The 18256-nt window shown below is 31.1% G+C and carries 17 protein-coding genes and 2 tRNA genes; 12 read left to right on the top strand and 7 right to left on the bottom strand.

Annotated elements, in window-relative coordinates; translation table 11 throughout:
* Positions 1-2 precede the first annotated feature (2 nt).
* The gene (locus DUT90_RS00525) at positions 3-647 is read right to left on the bottom strand and encodes a polysaccharide deacetylase family protein (protein ID WP_181858108.1); all 645 of its coding nucleotides are present in this window, start codon (positions 645-647) and stop codon (positions 3-5) included.
* A 7-nt stretch (positions 648-654) separates the two neighbouring features.
* Positions 655-3732: a DUF2723 domain-containing protein gene (locus DUT90_RS00520; RefSeq protein ID WP_114424761.1), complete on the bottom strand. Its 3078-nt coding sequence runs from the start codon at positions 3730-3732 to the stop codon at positions 655-657.
* A 168-nt stretch (positions 3733-3900) separates the two neighbouring features.
* Between DUT90_RS00520 and DUT90_RS00515 the strand changes: the two genes are divergently transcribed.
* Positions 3901-3971: transfer RNA gene (locus DUT90_RS00515), tRNA-Gln, on the top strand.
* A gap of 116 nt (positions 3972-4087) precedes the next feature.
* On the opposite strand, the gene pruA is transcribed toward DUT90_RS00515, so the two are convergent.
* A complete protein-coding gene (gene pruA / locus DUT90_RS00510; protein WP_114424760.1) occupies positions 4088-5713 on the bottom strand; it encodes an L-glutamate gamma-semialdehyde dehydrogenase in 1626 nt (541 codons plus the stop codon).
* Positions 5714-5867: 154 nt separating this feature from the next.
* Between pruA and DUT90_RS00505 the strand changes: the two genes are divergently transcribed.
* Positions 5868-6584, top strand: a complete 717-nt coding sequence (locus tag DUT90_RS00505) for an NRDE family protein (protein WP_114424759.1) — start codon at positions 5868-5870, stop codon at positions 6582-6584.
* On the opposite strand, the gene DUT90_RS00500 is transcribed toward DUT90_RS00505, so the two are convergent.
* The 3 genes from DUT90_RS00500 to DUT90_RS00490 all read right to left on the bottom strand — a co-directional run bounded on the left by DUT90_RS00500 (position 6550) and on the right by DUT90_RS00490 (position 9321).
* Complete coding sequence (locus tag DUT90_RS00500) at positions 6550-7599, bottom strand: DUF3667 domain-containing protein (RefSeq protein WP_114424758.1); 1050 nt, start codon at positions 7597-7599, stop codon at positions 6550-6552. The genes DUT90_RS00505 and DUT90_RS00500 overlap by 35 nt on opposite strands.
* A gap of 68 nt (positions 7600-7667) precedes the next feature.
* Complete coding sequence (gene apaG, locus DUT90_RS00495; protein WP_114424757.1) at positions 7668-8054, bottom strand: Co2+/Mg2+ efflux protein ApaG; 387 nt, start codon at positions 8052-8054, stop codon at positions 7668-7670.
* Between the two features lie 49 nt (positions 8055-8103).
* On the bottom strand, positions 8104-9321 hold the full coding sequence (locus DUT90_RS00490; RefSeq protein ID WP_114424756.1) for a DUF5103 domain-containing protein: 1218 nt from the start codon (positions 9319-9321) through the stop codon (positions 8104-8106).
* A gap of 194 nt (positions 9322-9515) precedes the next feature.
* On the opposite strand from DUT90_RS00490, the gene DUT90_RS00485 reads away from it, so the two are divergent.
* The 6 genes from DUT90_RS00485 to nqrF are packed head-to-tail and all read left to right on the top strand — an operon-like array spanning position 9516 to position 15517.
* A complete protein-coding gene (locus DUT90_RS00485; protein ID WP_114424755.1) occupies positions 9516-10865 on the top strand; it encodes a Na(+)-translocating NADH-quinone reductase subunit A in 1350 nt (449 codons plus the stop codon).
* Between the two features lie 4 nt (positions 10866-10869).
* Complete coding sequence (locus tag DUT90_RS00480) at positions 10870-12069, top strand: NADH:ubiquinone reductase (Na(+)-transporting) subunit B (RefSeq protein WP_114424754.1); 1200 nt, start codon at positions 10870-10872, stop codon at positions 12067-12069.
* Positions 12070-12071: 2 nt separating this feature from the next.
* Positions 12072-12818, top strand: coding sequence for a Na(+)-translocating NADH-quinone reductase subunit C (locus DUT90_RS00475; RefSeq protein ID WP_114424753.1), 747 nt, complete (start codon positions 12072-12074; stop codon positions 12816-12818).
* Between the two features lie 2 nt (positions 12819-12820).
* A complete protein-coding gene (locus DUT90_RS00470) occupies positions 12821-13468 on the top strand; it encodes an NADH:ubiquinone reductase (Na(+)-transporting) subunit D (protein WP_114424752.1) in 648 nt (215 codons plus the stop codon).
* A 5-nt stretch (positions 13469-13473) separates the two neighbouring features.
* The gene (gene nqrE, locus DUT90_RS00465) at positions 13474-14205 is read left to right on the top strand and encodes an NADH:ubiquinone reductase (Na(+)-transporting) subunit E (RefSeq protein ID WP_114424751.1); all 732 of its coding nucleotides are present in this window, start codon (positions 13474-13476) and stop codon (positions 14203-14205) included.
* 4 nt (positions 14206-14209) lie between these two features.
* On the top strand, positions 14210-15517 hold the full coding sequence (nqrF, locus tag DUT90_RS00460) for an NADH:ubiquinone reductase (Na(+)-transporting) subunit F (protein ID WP_114424750.1): 1308 nt from the start codon (positions 14210-14212) through the stop codon (positions 15515-15517).
* An 84-nt stretch (positions 15518-15601) separates the two neighbouring features.
* On the opposite strand, the gene DUT90_RS00455 is transcribed toward nqrF, so the two are convergent.
* The gene (locus DUT90_RS00455) at positions 15602-16063 is read right to left on the bottom strand and encodes a Na(+)-translocating NADH-quinone reductase subunit F (protein ID WP_114424749.1); all 462 of its coding nucleotides are present in this window, start codon (positions 16061-16063) and stop codon (positions 15602-15604) included.
* A gap of 135 nt (positions 16064-16198) precedes the next feature.
* Here DUT90_RS00455 and DUT90_RS00450 point away from each other — a divergent pair, with 135 nt between their 5' ends.
* The 4 genes from DUT90_RS00450 (at position 16199) to DUT90_RS00435 (ending at position 18086) form a co-directional block, all read left to right on the top strand.
* Positions 16199-16996 carry an alpha/beta hydrolase gene (locus DUT90_RS00450; RefSeq protein ID WP_114424748.1) on the top strand — a complete coding sequence of 266 codons (798 nt, stop codon included), beginning with the start codon at positions 16199-16201 and terminating at the stop codon, positions 16994-16996.
* A 50-nt stretch (positions 16997-17046) separates the two neighbouring features.
* A complete protein-coding gene (locus DUT90_RS00445) occupies positions 17047-17496 on the top strand; it encodes a retropepsin-like aspartic protease (protein ID WP_114424747.1) in 450 nt (149 codons plus the stop codon).
* Between the two features lie 19 nt (positions 17497-17515).
* A complete protein-coding gene (locus DUT90_RS00440) occupies positions 17516-17965 on the top strand; it encodes a GatB/YqeY domain-containing protein (protein ID WP_114424746.1) in 450 nt (149 codons plus the stop codon).
* A gap of 47 nt (positions 17966-18012) precedes the next feature.
* Positions 18013-18086 (top strand) — tRNA-Arg (locus DUT90_RS00435).
* Positions 18087-18256: the final 170 nt, after the last annotated feature.

Below are 18256 nucleotides of genomic sequence, written 5' to 3'. Positions count from 1 at the left end.
TCTTACTCTATTTTTGAGAAAACATAGCCTTTTTTAGAGAAGATTTCTAAAAATTGAGGTAAAGCATATTGCATTTTTTTTGAAGCTTTTATACTGTCATGAAACACAATAATACTTCCATTTTTAGAATGTTTAACTACATTTTGAAAGCACTGTTGTTTAGAAACTTTGGTATCAAAATCAGCAGACAATACATCCCACATAATAACTTTGTAATTATTCATAATCAGCCTTTTGGCTTGTTTCCTTTTAATTTTTCCGTAGGGAGGTCTAAAGAGTCTTGGTTTACTAGAATTTTTAGTTGTTTTAGAAATTGTTTTTTCGCATTGTAAAACGTCATCTAAGTATTTGTTAGTTTTTGTTTTCCACCCTTTTAAATGATTGTGTGTATGGTTGCCAATGGCATGACCGTCTTCAATAATTTGTTTAAAAATATCAGGATGTTTTTCAATGTTTTTTCCAATACAAAAAAAAGTGGCTTTTGCATTATACTTTTTTAATTGATCTAAAACAAAAGGTGTAATTTCAGGTGTGGGACCATCATCAAAAGTTAAAAACAACTTTTTTTGTTTTGAAGAAAAACGCCACGTATATTCAGAGAAAAGTCTCATCATAATACGTGGCGTTCTGGGGAAATATGTCTTCATTTAAAACTTAATTTTCATCAGGTATTAGATGGTTAAAAAGTTTTACTGTATTAATAAATTCAGTTTTTAAATCGTCTATATATTTTTTGTCTTTATCTGCACTCTCTACTTGAGAAACAACGTTTCTATACATGTATAAAGAAGTGTCTATTTCATCAAAAATTAAATTAGAATTGTTAACAGAAAAAGTACTTAACCAAATTAATTTTTCTCTAAATAAACGTGTTAGCGTTTCTGCAGTTTCTCTAGCTTTTGTATCGTTTTTTAAATTATAGTATGCTTCAGGGTATCCTAAAGATAGGCTATAGTGATCAAAATCTTCTATTGGCATTTTTTCTAAAGATAAGTCTAAAACTTCAACTGCTTTTATAGTATCTCCTTTTTTTGCAAAAGTTTCAGACAAACGCATTAAGCTGTTTCTTTTAGAGATGGCGTTTCTTTTAGTTTGTTCATCCAAATAAATTTTACCGTCATTAATATTTCTCCATTCCCATTTTTTTATGTTCTTGTACATTTTTTCTGGGTCTATTCTTCCCATGTCAAATAAGCTACTTTGACCTAAAGGCGTTTTTATGGGTACTAATTTGTATGCTAAACCATCTAGTTGTAAATAATCTTTTAACCAGATATACTCTTCATCTGCATTTGCGCCACCCGTAAAATAAATTGGTTTTTCCCAGTTATTGTTAGCTAAGATATCTAACATCAAAATTCTATTTTTAAAAAGTGCCCCATCATCTATGGTAATGTCTATGTAGGGTACAATTTTATCTGCATCTTTTTGAGCTACAATTCCGTTTTCTAACACTTTTTGTTTGTCTACAGGAATTCTAATTCTGTTTGTAGGATAAAATTTCTCTTGCTGCCCATTATTAGTTTCTACGTATGTAGCTTCGCTTTTAGAGGCAATCCAACGCATAAAGTTTTTAATAGTCATTATAGAATCTTTAAAACGAGGATGTTCTAAACTATAAGCAACATCTAATGTACCATACTTGTATTGGTCATGTGTTAATTGAGACGGAATAGGATCTGCATCATAAGTTTTTCGCTTCATTTGGTCTATGTACCAATCAGTAGCAAAAAGACTTGTGTTCACAAGTTTTACATCGGTTCTAATACCTTCTACTTCTTGCATATACCAAAGAGGAAAAGTGTCATTATCTCCAATGGTAAACATAATTGCATTGGGGTCACAAGATTCTAAATAAGCCTGAGCATTTAAGCGAGTGGTATATCTGTTAGAACGATCATGATCATCCCAATTTTCTGAAGCCATTAGTGTAGGAACAAGTAATAATGAAATTATAGAAACTGCATAAGCAATTATTTTTTTCTTACCAAAACGTTTTAAAGATTCGTAAATAGCTAATACTCCAAAACCAATCCAAATGGCAAATATGTAAAAACTTCCTACCACAGCATAATCTCGTTCTCTAGGTTCAAAAGGTTTTGGGTTTGTGTAAAAAATTATGGCAGCTCCTGTAAATAAAAAGAACAAAAGCAAAACAAAAAAGTTTTCTTTATCCCATTGTATTTGATACAATAGGCCTATAATTCCTAAAATTAGAGGTAAAAAATAATACTTGTTTCTACCTTTATTTTCTAAAACTTGGCTTGGTAATTGTTTTTGAGAGCCTAATCTAGCTTCGTCAACAAAGTTAATTCCGCTAATCCAGTTTCCATTAAAAACATCTAACTTTCCCTGAATATCATTTTGACGTCCTACAAAATTCCACATAAAATAACGGCCATACATATAACCAAATTGGAAACTAAACATAAATTTTAAATTTTCAGCAAAAGTAGGTCTACGCTTACTATTTGCTGGAATACCTGCAATTTGTTTGTAATATTTTTCTGATGCAGGATTTACCATTCTTGGAATAAAACCTTTATGTTTATCTGACCAATTAGGGACAATGTTTTTGTATTGGTTTACAATCTCATACCTGCCATTACGTTTTTCGTATTTAGGCTTATCATCTTTATAAGGGTTACTTTTATCTTGCTCTCTATTGTACGAATTTGAATAATAAGTATCGTAAAAAACATTAGCATCTCCGTATTGTTCACGTTCGTAATAAGCCAAAAGTTCACGAGCACTAGAAGGGTTGTTTTCGTTAATAGTTGTATTGGCATTGGCTCTAATTGGCAACATCATCCAAGAAGAAAACCCAATCATAATAAACAAAACAGATAGTATTAATGTATTTGCACTTACTTTATTTGTTTTACGCGTAAAGTTTAATCCGAAGTAAAACAACGCTATTAAAATAATAGCGGCAATAATACTACCTGAATTGTAAGGTAGGCCAATAGAATTTATAAAAAATAACTCTGAAGCACTAAAAAACTTTAAGGTAAAAGGAAACAAGAACTTAAATACAAAAGCCAAAACCAAAACCGAAATAATTGTAGCAATGGCAGTAGTTTTTATATTGATATTTTTATATGTCTTAAAGAAATAAAGCATAACTATTGCAGGAATTACTAAAAGCGAAAGAATATGAACTCCAAAAGATAAACCGACTACAAAGCTGATTAAAATAAGCCACTTGTTACCTCTAGATGTATCAATTTCACTCTCCCATTTTAGTCCTAACCAAAATAAAATAGCCATTAAGAACGATGACATTGCGTATACTTCACCTTCTACAGCACTAAACCAAAAACTATCAGAAAAAGTGTAGGCTAAAGACCCCACAATACTACTACCAAGAATAGCAATATATTTTGCTTTAGAAACTGTATCTTTTTTTAAGGCTAGTTTAAGAGCTAGATTAGTAATGGTCCAAAACATAAATAAAATAGTAAAAGCACTAGCTAAAGCAGACATAAAATTTACCATTTTAGCAATTTGTGATGCGTCTGAAGTAAACATAGCAAAAAATGCCCCTAACATTTGAAAAAGAGGAGCACCAGGAGGATGCCCAACTTCTAATTTTACCGCAGTAGAAATATATTCACCTACATCCCAAGCACTAACAGTTGGTTCTATTGTTAGAGAGTAGGTTATTAAAGCAATTGCAAATGTAATCCATCCTAAAATGATGTTCCATTTTTTAAAATTTGCTGATGTCATAATTTAGAATAATGTGTGGGCGAATTTACTAATAAATATGAATAAAAATAGTTGTTGTGACTTTTTTAAAACGAGAATTGACTCACAAAAAATTGTTAAAGTAAAAAAAGTTTAAAAATGTTTGCAGAATTAAAAGAATGCTTTAAATTTGCATCCGCTAACAAGCATTGGCCTATGGTGTAATGGTAACACACCGGTTTTTGGTACCGATATTCAAGGTTCGAGTCCTTGTAGGCCAACTTAAAACTCTCGTTTTTTAACGAGAGTTTTTATGTATAAAAGTATATTTTTTGCGAAAAAAAAGATGAAAATCAATAGTTAACTTTCATCTTTTTTTAACTTTTTTGAAAAGAATTTATCCTAAAAATGGGTATTTATAATCTTGAGGTGTTACAAATGTTTCTTTGATTAACCTTACTGATGTCCAGCGTAATAGGTTTTGAGCAGACCCCGCTTTATCATTTGTGCCTGATGCTCTTGCGCCTCCAAACGGTTGCTGACCTACAACAGCTCCTGTAGGTTTGTCATTGATGTAGAAGTTACCCGCAGCATTTTCTAAAGCTTTAGAAGCTTTTTCTACAATATACCTGTCTGTGGAAAAAATTGCACCCGTTAAGGCATATTCTGTAGATTGATCTACTAATGCCAAAGATTCATCAATTTTTTCATCATCGTAAATATAAATTGTAATTACAGGGCCAAATAACTCTGTGGTCATAGTGGCATAAGTTGGCGTTTTTGCTAAAATTACCGTAGGTTCTATAAAATATCCTTTAGATTTATCATAATTACCACCAATAATAACTTCTGCATCATCATCCGCTTTAGCGGCATCAATATATTTTGCAATTTTATCAAAAGAGTTTTCATGAATTACCGCATTAACGAAGTTTGAAGGATCTTCTGGAGAACCCATTTTAAGCTCTGAAGTTTGTGCTTTTAAATGTTTTTGAACTTCAAACCAAATAGAAGTAGGTATGTAAGCGCGCGAAGCAGCAGAACATTTTTGTCCTTGAAACTCAAAAGCACCTCTTGTTATGGCTGTTGCTACCTGTAATGGATTTGCAGAATTATGTGCCCAAATAAAATCTTTACCACCAGTTTCTCCAACAATTCTTGGGTAGGTTTTATAATTGTGAATGTTTTCTCCAATTTTTTTCCATAATTCTTTAAAAACAAATGTAGAACCAGTAAAATGAAGTCCAGAAAAATCTGGAGAATTTAGTACCGTGTCTGAAATCATTACAGGATCTCCATACACTACATTAATAACACCATCTGGTAAGCCTGCTTCTTTAAACAAATCTACAATTACCTGAGCAGAATACGCTTGATGATCTGAAGGTTTCCAAACAACAACGTTGCCCATTAAAGCGGCAGCAGCAGGTAAATTGGCAGCAATTGAGGTAAAATTAAAAGGAGTAATTGCGTATACAAATCCTTCTAAAGGTCTATATTCAACTCTGTTCCATATTCCAGGAGCAGATGCTGGTTGATCTTTAAAGATATCTGTCATGTACTGTACATTAAATCTAAAGAAATCAATCATTTCACAAGCGGCATCAATTTCTGCCTGATGTACATTTTTAGATTGTGCAATCATAGTTGCCGCATTCATTTTTGCTCTATATGGACCAGCTAATAACTCAGCTGCTTTAAGAAAGATAGAAGCTCTTTCCATCCAAGAAACAGAACTCCAAGCTTGTCTTGCAGACAATGCTGTAGATATGGCTTCTACTACATGTTTTTTTTCTGCGGTATGATATTGCCCTACAACGTGTTGATGATCGTGAGGAGGTGTGATGTTTTTAGTGTTATCTGTTCTAATTTCTTTGCCATTAATATGCATAGGAACATCAATGTTACTATTAAACATCTCTTTATAAGTAGCTAATAATTCTTCTGTTTCAGGAGAATTAGGAGCATAATTTTTTACAGGTTCGTTCACTGCTTTAGGAACATTAAAAAATCCTCTTGTCATTTTGTATGTTTTTTAAAATTAATCGACTAATTTTGTGTTTCAAAGTTACGATTTTTGTTTCAATAAATTTAAGCCTTATTTGATGTCTTTTATTGATATAAATTCAACAAAATTGAAGAAACTTGAAATTTATCATAATTAACAAGCTTTATATATGTGTACAGTAACATATTTTCCGTTAGGAGAAAATGACTTTATATTAACATCTAACAGAGATGAAACCCCTTTAAGAAAAACAATACCACCTAAAAAATATATTGAAAATGGAGTAGCGCTAACCTATCCAAAAGACCAAATTGCAGGAGGAACTTGGATTGGTATGAGTGAAAATAATAGATTGGTTTGTCTTTTAAATGGTGGTTTTGAAAACCATATTAGAAAACCTCAATACAAACTAAGTAGGGGAGTTGTAGTTAAAAATATTTTATCTGCTATAGATGGTATAGCTTATGTAGAAAATTTCGATTTCTCTAATATAGAGCCTTTTACATTGGTTTTAGTTGATTGGAATATCCAACTAAAGACCTATGAACTAATTTGGGATGGAGTGCATAAACATTTTAGAGAATTGCCGCAACAACCAAAAATTTGGTCTTCATCTACTTTGTATAACCAAGAAATGAAAGAAAATAGAAAGAAGTGGTTTGACAGTTGGTTGTCAAAACAAAATGAGTTTTTGCAACATGAAATTTTAGCATTTCATCAAAATGAAGATTTTGGTACACCAGAGACTTCAATTAAAATGAAACGTTCTACTGTAGAAACAGTTAGTGTCACTTCAGTAAAAAAGGAAGCTACCTTACTTTCTCTAGAATATATAGATTTTGTAAAAGAGGTTAATACAATGCAAAAGAAAGTAGCAGTACAATAGTAACTCCAATAGAAGATATTGTTATGTATACAAAATTAAGTAATACAAACTTTAAAAGTGTTTTAAATATACCTTGGTGGTAAAATTTTCTTATTGCTAGGAATAGGTAAACTAGAAATAAGATTGCAAAAATCCACAATTGAGGGTCTATGCCAAAGATGTCTATCAAATAATAAATAGACAATAACATAAAAAAGACGGTTTGCGTGTGAAATACAAAAACTAAATGATCTACATACGTAAGTTTTCCTCTTATGTAAAAAAGCTTTAAAAACAAAGTAAAAATTGGCAGAAAAATAAACAAGGCTATTGAGCCGTATGAGAGTAACTGATTTAAAAATTGTTCTCTAGATGCTTTTTTTGTAATGACTAAGTTGGCTACTTTTCCTCTGTTGTATAAAAATCTATTTATAAGTGTTTTTTCATACCTTAAGCTGTCTAAAGCATCATCTATAGGAATATCTGGGTATTTTTTTTGAAAAGTAACAAATTTATCTAAACGTGTATCACCTCCAAAAGAAACGTTAAGTGCATCTGTATTTATAACTTGTGTTGTGTCTTTTGCTTTTTCTAAGGCATCTGCAATAATTTTTTTCTTTTGTACAGAATCTAGAGGTATCCAGGGTTTGTTAAGTTGTTTGCTTATTCTAGTTTCTAAAGAATCTAAATCAGTTTTTGGTAAATTATTGTTGTCAACTTGTGTTACTTCATCTTCTGTATTCCCATTTTTTAGTTCTTTAAATTTATCTAGACTTTTACTAAAACCTAAAATTAGAAAAAACAAGATAGATACGGTAAGGTAGAATCTAAAAGGGTTTGAATAACGCTGGCGTTTTCCTGTAATATAATCTTTAGAAACTTTTCCTGGTTTGGTTAATAGCGGAATAATTGTATTCCAAAATTTAGCTTCAAAATTAAAGAAACCGTTAAACATTTCATATACAAAACTTTTAAAGGTAATTTTATCACCTTTGTTTGCTTGACCACAATCTGGACAGAAATTCTCATTTCCCACAAAAGGATGCCCACAGTTTAGACATGCTATGTCTTTATAAATGACTACTTTCTTCTTTTTAGATTTTGTTAGTTTAATAATGGTTGAGTTGTTAGTTGAAAAGTAGGGATAATTACCTTAAATTGTTCATAATTTTCCATATTAATCATGGTGTAAAACCCTTTCATAGCGCCAATGTTAGATTCTAAAAAACATCCAGAACTGTAGTTGTAAACGTCATTTGGTTTTAAAATAGGGGTTTGCCCAATAACACCTTCTCCAGAAACAATTTCTGTATTATTTAAAGAATCATAAATTTTCCAAAAGCGGTCTGTTAGTTTTACAGTTTCAGAAGATTTGTTTTCTATAGTAACAAAATAATTAAACAAATGGTATAATTTGTTATTTCTATAACTACTACCATTGTACTTTGTTTGTACAGAAATTTTTATCCCTTTTGTTATTTGTTGAAACATAATGAGTAAATGTAGTTTTTTTAAACAAAAGAAACAAATCAAATATATACTATCTATTTTGATCAAAAATAGCTGTACCAACACCAATTACACGATCAAATAAACTGCCAAAAGGTCTGTAATATGCAATTACAGTATATTCATTTTCAGTCATAAAAAAACTACCAGTAATACTATTGGTATCTACTTGACTTTCATCATCTACAGTAGCATAAGTGTAATTGTAAAAACCTTGTTTTAAAAGGATGTTTGCTTGATATGCTTTGTCTTTACTATTGTAAGTTAGTAGGTTTTCTTCTTCAATTTTAAAGTCGTTAAAAGCACCGTACACATATATTTTTTTATTTGGTATTGGGGCTTCTGTTGAGATAGAAAAATGCATCATTGCATAATCTGCTTCTGTTCTAGGATCAGCAGCTTCAATAGTTCTAATTACAAATTGACCATTGATATCTGGATTAAAACTATAGCCTAAATAAGGATTATAAGTAAGGGGGTATAAGTAATGATGAAAAACATCTTTGCGAACTACTTTTACAACATTTAAACTATTGTTTCTAATGATTTTTGTATCAAAATTTAAATATTCATTTCCTCCCCAAAAATTAGTTTTATTGGTATAAGTGTATAACAGTTGATTGGGTTTGAAAAATGTAGGATTAATGTTTGTAATTGTTTCATTCCAGTTGTTATTTTTGATAATAACGGCATTGATTTCTTGTTGCGGATTATTAATCTGAAAATTTGGATGGTTAATTGAAAACTGAACCGTTTGTTGCTTGTCCGCTGTTAGCGCATTTCTACTTCTAACAACAGATACTCCTACAGTAGCAGCTTTTTCATAAAAAACAAAACGCCTTGTAAAAACAACTTCATCATCATCATTTAGTACAGATAATAAGTAGTTTCCACTTTTAGTGATGATGGTATTTATATTAGGAATGGTAACAGCATAATGAGTATAACTTTGAAATGTGTTAAAAGAATTGGTAACGTTTATTATCGTGTTTTGGTCAAAACCATCTATGTATTGACTGGGTAGTAGTCTGCTTGATTCCCAATTATGAGTCATATGTTCTATCTTATATTGGTAATCTTTACTATCCGCATCCAAATCATCAAAAGACAATTCTAAAATAGTACCTAAAGGAACTATTGCAGAAAAACTATTTTCTTGCTGAGGTCTAAGTTGTACAGATTTAATATTTTGAGAATATGTATTTGCACAAAATACGAAAACAAAAAAAATAATAGATTTTATAGTCATTTTACAAAAATAGCATTCATTTATTTGATAATATCAAAATGTGAGCCAAAACTTTTATTATCTATTCTATTTTATTTAGAATTGTTATAAATAATAATCTTTAACTAATATATAAGATATTTTGTATTTAAAATACGTCTTAAAAGCCGTAAATTTGCATGATTTTTTTAGATAACTAACAATTCCAATTTACTATGTCAAAAGACATTCGTATTAAAAAAGGCTTAGATATTAAGCTTGTTGGCGAAGCAGAAAAAACAACTACAAATGTTTCTATGAGTAGTGTTTATGCAATAAAGCCAGATGATTTTCATGGAATTATCCCAAAAATTTTAGCAAAAGAAGGAACAGAGGTAAAAGCTGGTCAAGCACTTTTTTATTCAAAAAGTGATGAGCGTATTTTATTTCCAAGTCCAGTTTCTGGTAAAGTTGTAGAGATAGTTCGTGGAGCAAGAAGAAAAGTGCTGTCAATTAAAATAGAGGCAGAAGGAAAACAAACTTATGTAGATTTCGGTAAGAAAGATGCAGCTAACATGACAGGAGAAGAGGTGAAAAATCACTTGTTTACTGCTGGTTGTTGGCCGTTTGTAAAACAACGTCCTTATGATGTTGTGGCAAACCCTAATCAAGCTCCAAAATCTATTTTTATATCTGCATATGCTAGTGCACCATTAGCTGCTGACTTAGATTACACTTTAGCGGGTAAAGAAGCAGAATTACAAGCTGCTATTACTGCAGTTTCTAAATTAACAGAAGGAAAAGTACATGTTTCTGTAGGTAAAGGTGCTAATTCTGCTCTTGCTAATTTATCAGGGGTAGAAATACACAAAGTCTCTGGGCCACATCCTTCAGGTAATGTAGGTACTCAAATAGCAAATATAGATCCTATTAACAAAGGTGAAGTTGTATGGGTAGTAACCCCTCAAGATTTAGTTATTATAGGAGAGCTATTTTTAACAGGTAACTTTAATGCAGAAAGAACAATTGCATTAACAGGCTCTCAATTTAAGACACCACAATATGTAACTGCTATTGCAGGAGCAACTGTTGCAGACATAGTTAAGGGCAACTTAAATAATGACAATACAAGAATTATAAGTGGTAACGTATTGTCTGGTACAGAGACTAAAGAAGATGGCTTTATTGGATATTATGATAATCAAATAACAGCTATTCCAGAGGGAGATGATTATGAATTTTTTGGATGGAACAAACCCGTTTTTAATAAAATATCTACTTCTAGGGCATTAACATTTTCTTGGTTAAATCCAAAGAAAAAGTATGACTTAGACACCAATACAAATGGAGAACATAGAGCATTTGTTGTTACAGGTTCTTATGAAGATGTATTTCCTTTAGATATCTATCCAATGCAATTGCTAAAAGCATTTATGTATAAAGATTTGGATGAAATGGAAGCGTTAGGAGGCTACGAAGTAGCGCCAGAAGATTTTGCACTAACAGAATTTATTTGTGTATCTAAACAACCACATCAGAAAATTATTCGTGAAGGTTTAGATTTAATGAGAGAAGAATTAGGATAAGATTATGAGCTTAAAACAAAATTTACATAATTTAAAAGAGAAATACAAAGGAACAAAAATGGCACCTGCGTTCAATGCAATCCATACCTTTTTGTATTTACCGAATGAAGTGACTCACGGAGGAACTCATATAAAAGCAGCAGACGATTTAAAGCGTACTATGAATACGGTAATTATGTCGTTAATCCCTGTTTTAATTTTTGGAATGTTTAATGCGGGTTATCAACATTATGCCGCAATAGATCCAAGTTTAAGAGCAGATGTTTTGGCAAACTTTTTTACATGGGACAATTTATGGATTGGTATCATTAAAGTATTACCATTAGTAATTGTTTCTTATGGGGTTGGTTTAGCAGTTGAATTCGTTTTCGCTGTAATAAAAGGACATGAAGTAGAAGAAGGATACTTAGTTACAGGAATGTTAGTTCCGTTAATTGTTCCTGTAGATACACCTTTATGGATGTTATCTGTAGCCGTTATTTTTGGAGTTGTAATAGGTAAAGAAGTTTTTGGAGGTACAGGAATGAATATCTTAAACCCTGCTTTAACTATTAGAGCCTTTTTATTCTTTGCTTATCCAACTTGGATGTCTGGAGATAAGGTTTGGGTGCATGATGCCGTAAATAGAGCAGGAACTGCTGATGCAATTTCTGGAGAAACTATCTTAGGAAGCTATGCCCAGAATCAAGAAGTTATTTATTCTAATTGGGACAAATTTATGGGATTCATTCCTGGTTCTGTTGGAGAAACTTCAACATTGTTAATTCTATTAGGAGCTGCATTTTTAATTTTTACCAAGATAGGAAGTTGGAGAATCATTATTTCTACATTTATTGGAGCAGCTGTTATGGGATTAATCTTTAATGCAGTAGTTGATGCTAATGTAATTACAGAGTCAAGTAAATTTTATGGATTAATGAGTACAGATTGGTGGGAACACTTGATGATTGGTGGTTTAGCATTTGGTGCTGTATATATGGCTACAGATCCTGTAACCGCATCACAAACAAACAAAGGAAAATGGATTTACGGTTTCTTAATTGGTTTTATATCAATTATGATTCGTGTATTCAACCCAGCATATCCAGAAGGAGTATTTTTAGCAATTTTATTAATGAATGTATTTGCTCCTACAATAGACCATTATGTGGTTCAAGGAAACGTAAAAAAGAGATTAAAACGTGCTAAAGTTAAAACTGCCTAATTATGAGTAAGAGAACAGATAGTAATGTATATACAATGGTTTTCGCTATAGTCATGGTGTTAATTGTTGGTTCTTTGTTAGCATTTTTGGCATCATCTTTAAAGCCAAATATCAAAGAAAACGAACGTATAGAAAAGCAACAAAACATTTTGTATGCTATGGGTGTAAATGAAAATGATGACTCTAGTGCAAACTTTGTTTCTACAAGTGTTGCCGGTGATGAATTTAAAAAATACATCAAAAAGCAATTGGTTATAGAAGGAGATAAAATCTCAGAAAGTGATGATGCTTATCTAATAGATATTAAAAAACAAAAAGCAAACGCTAAAGCTGGTAAAACAAGAAAACTGCCACTTTTTGTAGGAGAAAAAGATGGTAAAACATTTTATGTAGCTCCTATTTACGGTAAAGGTTTATGGGATGCTATTTGGGGGTATGTTTCTATGGATGAAAATATGGTTGTGCAAGGAGCTTATTTTGATCATAAGGGAGAAACTCCAGGTTTAGGAGCTAACATAAAGCAACGTTATTTTATGGATGATTTTTATGGAGAACATCTTTTAACAGAAGCAGGGGTTTTTAAAGGAATTACTGTAGCTAAAGGAAATAACGATCCTAAAAATGAAGAAAAAACAGATTATGAGGTAGATGCAATTGCTGGTGCCACAATTACAGGTGATGGCGTTTCTGCAATGATAAAGCAAGACTTGTCTTTGTATGTACCTTACTTTAAAAATTTAAAAAAATAATTATGGGAATCTTATCAAAAAAAGACGCAGGATTAATCAAAGACCCATTATTTGACAATAACCCAATAACCATACAAGTATTAGGTATTTGTTCTGCATTGGCAATTACGGCAGAACTAAAAGCCTCTATTGTAATGGCCGTTTCAGTAATGTTTGTATTAGGTTTAGGAAACGTAGTAATTTCTTTAATGAGAAATATTATTCCATCAAAAATTAGAATTATTGTTCAATTAATAGTAGTAGCTACCTTAGTAATTATAGTAGATTTAGTGCTAAAAGCTTTCGCATATGAATTGAGTAAAACACTTTCTGTTTTTGTAGGATTGATCATAACCAACTGCATTATCATGGGACGTTTTGAAGCATTTGCTTTGGGTAACGGCCCTTGGAGGTCTTTCTTAGACGGAATAGGAAATGCTTTGGGTTACGGACTAATCTTAGTTATTGTAGGTTTCTTTAGAGAGTTATTAGGTTCTGGAACCTTATTAGGCTTTAAAGTATTAGGAGATCCTATAGAAAAAACAGGATTGTATGCAATTGGATATGAAAATAACGGTTTTATGTTATTATCCCCAATGGCATTGATAGTAGTAGGAATTATTATATGGATTCAAAGATCTAAAAACAAATCATTAATCGAAGAAGCATAGATACTATGGAACACATTGAATTATTTTTTAAATCGATCTTTATAGACAACATGGTATTTGCTACATTCTTAGGAATGTGTTCTTACCTTGCTATTTCAAAAAAAGTATCAACTTCTGTTGGTATGGGGGCAGCAGTAATTTTTGTACTAACTGTAACTGTACCACTAAACTGGTTACTAGATCAATACATTTTACAAGAAGGCGCTTTATCTTGGTTAGGAGAAGAGTACGCTAGCTATGATTTAAGTTTCTTATCCTTTATCATGTTTATTGCTACTATTGCAACAATGGTACAATTGGTAGAAATTATTGTAGAGAAATTTTCTCCGTCATTATATAACTCTTTAGGTATTTTCTTACCATTGATTGCAGTAAACTGTGCAATTTTAGGAGGAAGTTTATTTATGCAATCTCGTGAAATTCCATCATTTGGATTAGCAGTGACATACGGAGTTGGTTCTGGAATCGGATGGTTTTTAGCAATTTTAGCAATTGCAGCTATTCGTGAAAAAATTAGATATTCTTCTGTACCTCCTGCATTAAGAGGTTTAGGAATTACTTTTATCATTACAGGATTAATGGCAATTGGTTTTATGAGTTTTGGAGGAATGTTAACAGGTGGAGATGAAGAAAAGAAAGATGAACCAGCTACAGAAGCTAAAGTTGAAGTAAAGCAAGAGTTAGATAAAGAAAAGGATGCTAAAGTTGTAGCAGAAAATACAAATATAAATAAATAGGCAGATGATATTAGCAGCAGGCACAACAGGAACAGTCATTGCAACAGTAGCAGCTTTTTTATTAATTACGCTGATACTAGTTACATTATTATTATTCGTAAAACAAAAACTATCTCCATCTGGTCCAGTAAAAATTACAATTAATGGAGAAAAAGAAATTGAAGTAGGTTCTGGAAGTACTTTATTAACCACTCTAGGTAATGAAAAGATTTTTTTACCATCTGCTTGTGGTGGTGGAGGTTCTTGTATTCAATGTGAATGTCATGTTTTAGAAGGAGGAGGAGAAGCTTTACCAACTGAAGTACCACATTTTACGAAAAAGGAATTAAAAGCAGGAGCACGTTTAGCATGTCAAGTTAAAGTAAAACAAGACATGAACATTACCATTCCAGAAGAAGTATTTGGTATTAAAAAATGGGATGCAGTAGTTGTAAGAAACTATAACGTAGCCTCATTTATTAAAGAATTTGTAGTAGAAATTCCTGAAGACATGGGCTATAAAGCAGGTGGATATATTCAGATAGAAATTCCTCCATGTACTGTAAACTACAAAGATATAGACATTACTGCGCATCCAGAAGAACATGAAACTCCAGATAAGTTTCAAGCAGAATGGGATAAATTTGGTCTATGGCCATTAGTTATGAAAAATGACGAAACTGTAGAACGTGCATACTCTATGGCTTCTTACCCAGCAGAAGGTAGAGAAATCATGTTAAATGTTCGTATTGCTACTCCACCATGGGATAGATCAAAAAATGGATGGATGGACGTAAATCCAGGTGTAGCCTCTTCGTACATCTTTAATTTAAAGAAAGGTGATAAATGTGTAATATCTGGTCCTTACGGAGAATTCTTTATAAATGAATCTGATGCAGAAATGTTGTATGTAGGTGGTGGAGCAGGTATGGCTCCAATGCGTTCTCATTTATATCATTTATTTAAAACATTAAAAACAGGAAGAAAAGTTACCTATTGGTATGGAGGACGTTCTAAGAGAGAGTTATTTTACTTAGATCACTTTTATCAATTAGAAAAAGACTTTCCTAACTTTAATTTCTATTTAGCTTTATCTGAACCTATGGAAGAAGATAATTGGAAAGTAAAAGAAAATATAGATGCACCTGGTGATGGTTTTGTAGGATTTATACACAATTGTGTAATAGAAAACTATTTAAATCACCATGACTCACCAGAAGATATAGAATTGTATTTCTGTGGTCCTCCATTGATGAACAAGGCTGTTCAGAAAATGGGTGAAGACTTTGGTATTCCTGATGAGAACATTCGTTTTGATGACTTTGGAGGTTAGGTCTATAAGTAAGATCAAGTATAAAAAAACCGATTCAATTTTGAATCGGTTTTTTTATTGAGTATTATTTATAACATGTTAAAATTAAGTCAAAAAGGTTTCTAAATGATATACAGGCTCACCATTTTCTTGTTCAAAAAGTTTAGAATAATTCATAATATTATCAATATTATCTAATTGGCATAAAATATCAACAACAGCAGATAAACCATTAAATAAATTATCTTTGGAAGTAGGATTGATAGGTTTAGGATTGTAATGACACAAAGGAGTTTTAAAACCACAGGCTTCTAGAAAAACTTTCTCAATTTTTAAGATTTCTAGAGGTGTATATCCATTAAATTTTCGACCTAAATTTTGGTGTACTCGTCCAATATAATTCAGAGATAAAGAGCCATAGTCATTAGATAAATGTTTCCAACTATCATGATTGTCTAAAATATTACCAACAGCACAGGCAGCACAATCTTCAGGGTTTAGCCTATTGTTATGATACGCATTATATAATTTTACCAATGCTTGTTCTAAACGTTTTGAAGTCTTCATAAATCAATAATTTTCTGTAACATCTAAAATAATGAATTCTTAAAAAGAAATCAATTTTATAAATGTTAAAGTTATTGTTTAAGCTAAAAGATAATGTGTCAAATTTTATTAGTTTAGTAAATCAAAACTTCTACAATGAACTTTACGACATATATTATCATTTTTATTGCTGTTGTAGCAGTAGTTAGTTTAGTTTTATACTTTTTTCAAGAGAAATTTATCTTTATCAATTATAAAAAATTAAATGCAAATTTCCAGTTTAATTGTATTCATCCCTTCGAAGAAATTTTCATAAAAACAAACGCAGATAATACGATTAATGCATTGCATTTTAAATTGCCTAATCCAAAAGGTATCGTCATTTTTTGTCATGGTAACAAAGGTAATTTAACTAAGTGGGGAAATCGAGTTTCTTATTTTTTGCAATATAATTATGAAGTTCTAGTTTTTGATTATAGAAGCTATGGGAAAAGTACTGGTGCTTTTGACGAAAAAGAAATGTACAATGATGCTTTGTCTGTCTACGACTTAGTAAAGAAGAACTATACAGAACAAGAAATTGTTGTTTACGGTTTTTCTTTAGGAGGTACTTTTGCTATAAAAATGGCTTCTAAAAACAATCCTAAAGAATTGATTTTAGAAGCGCCTTTTTTTAATCTCAAAAAAGCGGTACACTACTATTCCAAACTTATACCAACCTTTTTATTACGCTATAAATTTAAATCAAACATAGAAATTGTTAATGTAAAATCACCCATAACTATTTTTCATGGTAATAAAGATAAAACAACTTCTATAGTACAATCAAAAAAACTACTTATGCTAAATACAAATAGTAAAAATAATTTTATAGAGATAGATAAAGGCACTCATCATAATATTAAAAATTTTAAAATTTTTCATCAAAATCTAAAAGAAATATTAGAGCGTTAGTTTAATCTTGCGGATAGAAATTGTATTTTTGAAGTTCAGAAAAATAGAAGATGAAGGGTTTAGAAAAAATTTTAAAGAAAAAGAAATATATTAAAATTAAGCTAAAAAAAATTAAGACGAATCATTTAGAATTAAAGGCAAAAATAAATGGAGTAAAAGGTAACTTTATTTTAGATACAGGAGCTTCCAACTCTTGTGTTGGGCTAGATCATATAGATTACTTTAAATTAGATGCTAAAGAAAGTGAAACCAAAGCGGCAGGAGCAGGGGCTACAGATATGGAAACTAAACAATCTGAAAATAATTTACTTAAAATAGGAGATTGGAAAACAAACAAATTTCATTTAGTATTATTCAACCTATCTCATGTAAATACAGCTTTAACGCAACATAATGCAAAAGAAGTTCACGGTATCATAGGTGCAGATATTCTTCAAAAAGGTAAAGCATTGATAGATTATAGTAAAAACGTGTTATATTTAAAAAAGACAACTAAATAATCAATAAAAAAAGAATAGTATGAGTTTGCAAAAACAAGTAATGGATAAAATGAAAGAAGCTATGAAAGCAAAAGACACTGTTGCTTTACAAGCCTTACGAGCCGTAAAATCAGCTTTTTTATTAGCTAAGACTGAAAGTGGAGCAGGAGCGGATTTAACAACAGATCAAGAATTAAAAATTATTCAAAAACAAGTAAAGCAAAGAAAAGATAGTGCGGCGGTTTTTTTAAAACAAAATAGAGAAGATCTAGCAAAACCAGAATTGGCTGAAATAGCAGTTTTAGAGCAGTTTTTACCAGCAGCATTATCTGAAGAAGAAATAGAAGAATCCGTAAAATCTGTGATACACAGAGTAGGTGCTTCAGGTATGAAAGATATGGGTAAAGTAATGGGTATTGTTTCTAAAGAATTAGCAGGACAAGCAGACGGAAAAACTATTTCTACGTTGGTAAAAAAACATTTAATGTAATGTGTCTTTATCAGGTTAAACCTTTTTAAAGTTTACAATTATATATTGGCTCCATAGTTCAACTGAATAGAATATCAGATTTCGGCTCTGAGGGTTGCAGGTTTGAATCCTGCTGGAGTCACAAAAAGTCTAAATATATTTAGACTTTTTTTGAACCTATATATTACAAAAAAACCACATCAAAAAGATGTGGTTTTTAATTTGTATTCTAAAAAACAAGTGTTATTCAATAATCACTTTTTTATTAAGTATTCCTTTATCTGATTTTAATTTGATGATATAAAATCCGGT

Source organism: Polaribacter sp. WD7 (assembly GCF_003335085.1).
Classification (GTDB): domain Bacteria; phylum Bacteroidota; class Bacteroidia; order Flavobacteriales; family Flavobacteriaceae; genus Polaribacter.
Note: the sequence above shows the minus strand (reverse complement) of the source record. Positions and strands in the feature narration are given on the sequence as shown.

Bases quoted from the DNA above. Each gene is read 5' to 3' on its own strand.
- DUT90_RS00505 (WP_114424759.1), top strand. From the start codon at position 5,868: ATGTGTACAGTAACATATTTTCCGTTAGGAGAAAATGACTTTATATTA.
- DUT90_RS00475 (WP_114424753.1), top strand. From the start codon at position 12,072: ATGAGTAAGAGAACAGATAGTAATGTATATACAATGGTTTTCGCTATA.
- DUT90_RS00485 (WP_114424755.1), top strand. From the start codon at position 9,516: ATGTCAAAAGACATTCGTATTAAAAAAGGCTTAGATATTAAGCTTGTT.
- DUT90_RS00445 (WP_114424747.1), top strand. From the start codon at position 17,047: ATGAAGGGTTTAGAAAAAATTTTAAAGAAAAAGAAATATATTAAAATT.
- DUT90_RS00480 (WP_114424754.1), top strand. From the start codon at position 10,870: ATGAGCTTAAAACAAAATTTACATAATTTAAAAGAGAAATACAAAGGA.
- DUT90_RS00440 (WP_114424746.1), top strand. From the start codon at position 17,516: ATGAGTTTGCAAAAACAAGTAATGGATAAAATGAAAGAAGCTATGAAA.
- DUT90_RS00490 (WP_114424756.1), bottom strand. From the start codon at position 9,321: ATGACTATAAAATCTATTATTTTTTTTGTTTTCGTATTTTGTGCAAAT.
- DUT90_RS00525 (WP_181858108.1), bottom strand. From the start codon at position 647: ATGAAGACATATTTCCCCAGAACGCCACGTATTATGATGAGACTTTTC.
- apaG (WP_114424757.1), bottom strand. From the start codon at position 8,054: ATGTTTCAACAAATAACAAAAGGGATAAAAATTTCTGTACAAACAAAG.
- DUT90_RS00470 (WP_114424752.1), top strand. From the start codon at position 12,821: ATGGGAATCTTATCAAAAAAAGACGCAGGATTAATCAAAGACCCATTA.
- nqrF (WP_114424750.1), top strand. From the start codon at position 14,210: ATGATATTAGCAGCAGGCACAACAGGAACAGTCATTGCAACAGTAGCA.
- pruA (WP_114424760.1), bottom strand. From the start codon at position 5,713: ATGACAAGAGGATTTTTTAATGTTCCTAAAGCAGTGAACGAACCTGTA.
- DUT90_RS00520 (WP_114424761.1), bottom strand. From the start codon at position 3,732: ATGACATCAGCAAATTTTAAAAAATGGAACATCATTTTAGGATGGATT.
- DUT90_RS00450 (WP_114424748.1), top strand. From the start codon at position 16,199: ATGAACTTTACGACATATATTATCATTTTTATTGCTGTTGTAGCAGTA.
- nqrE (WP_114424751.1), top strand. From the start codon at position 13,474: ATGGAACACATTGAATTATTTTTTAAATCGATCTTTATAGACAACATG.
- DUT90_RS00455 (WP_114424749.1), bottom strand. From the start codon at position 16,063: ATGAAGACTTCAAAACGTTTAGAACAAGCATTGGTAAAATTATATAAT.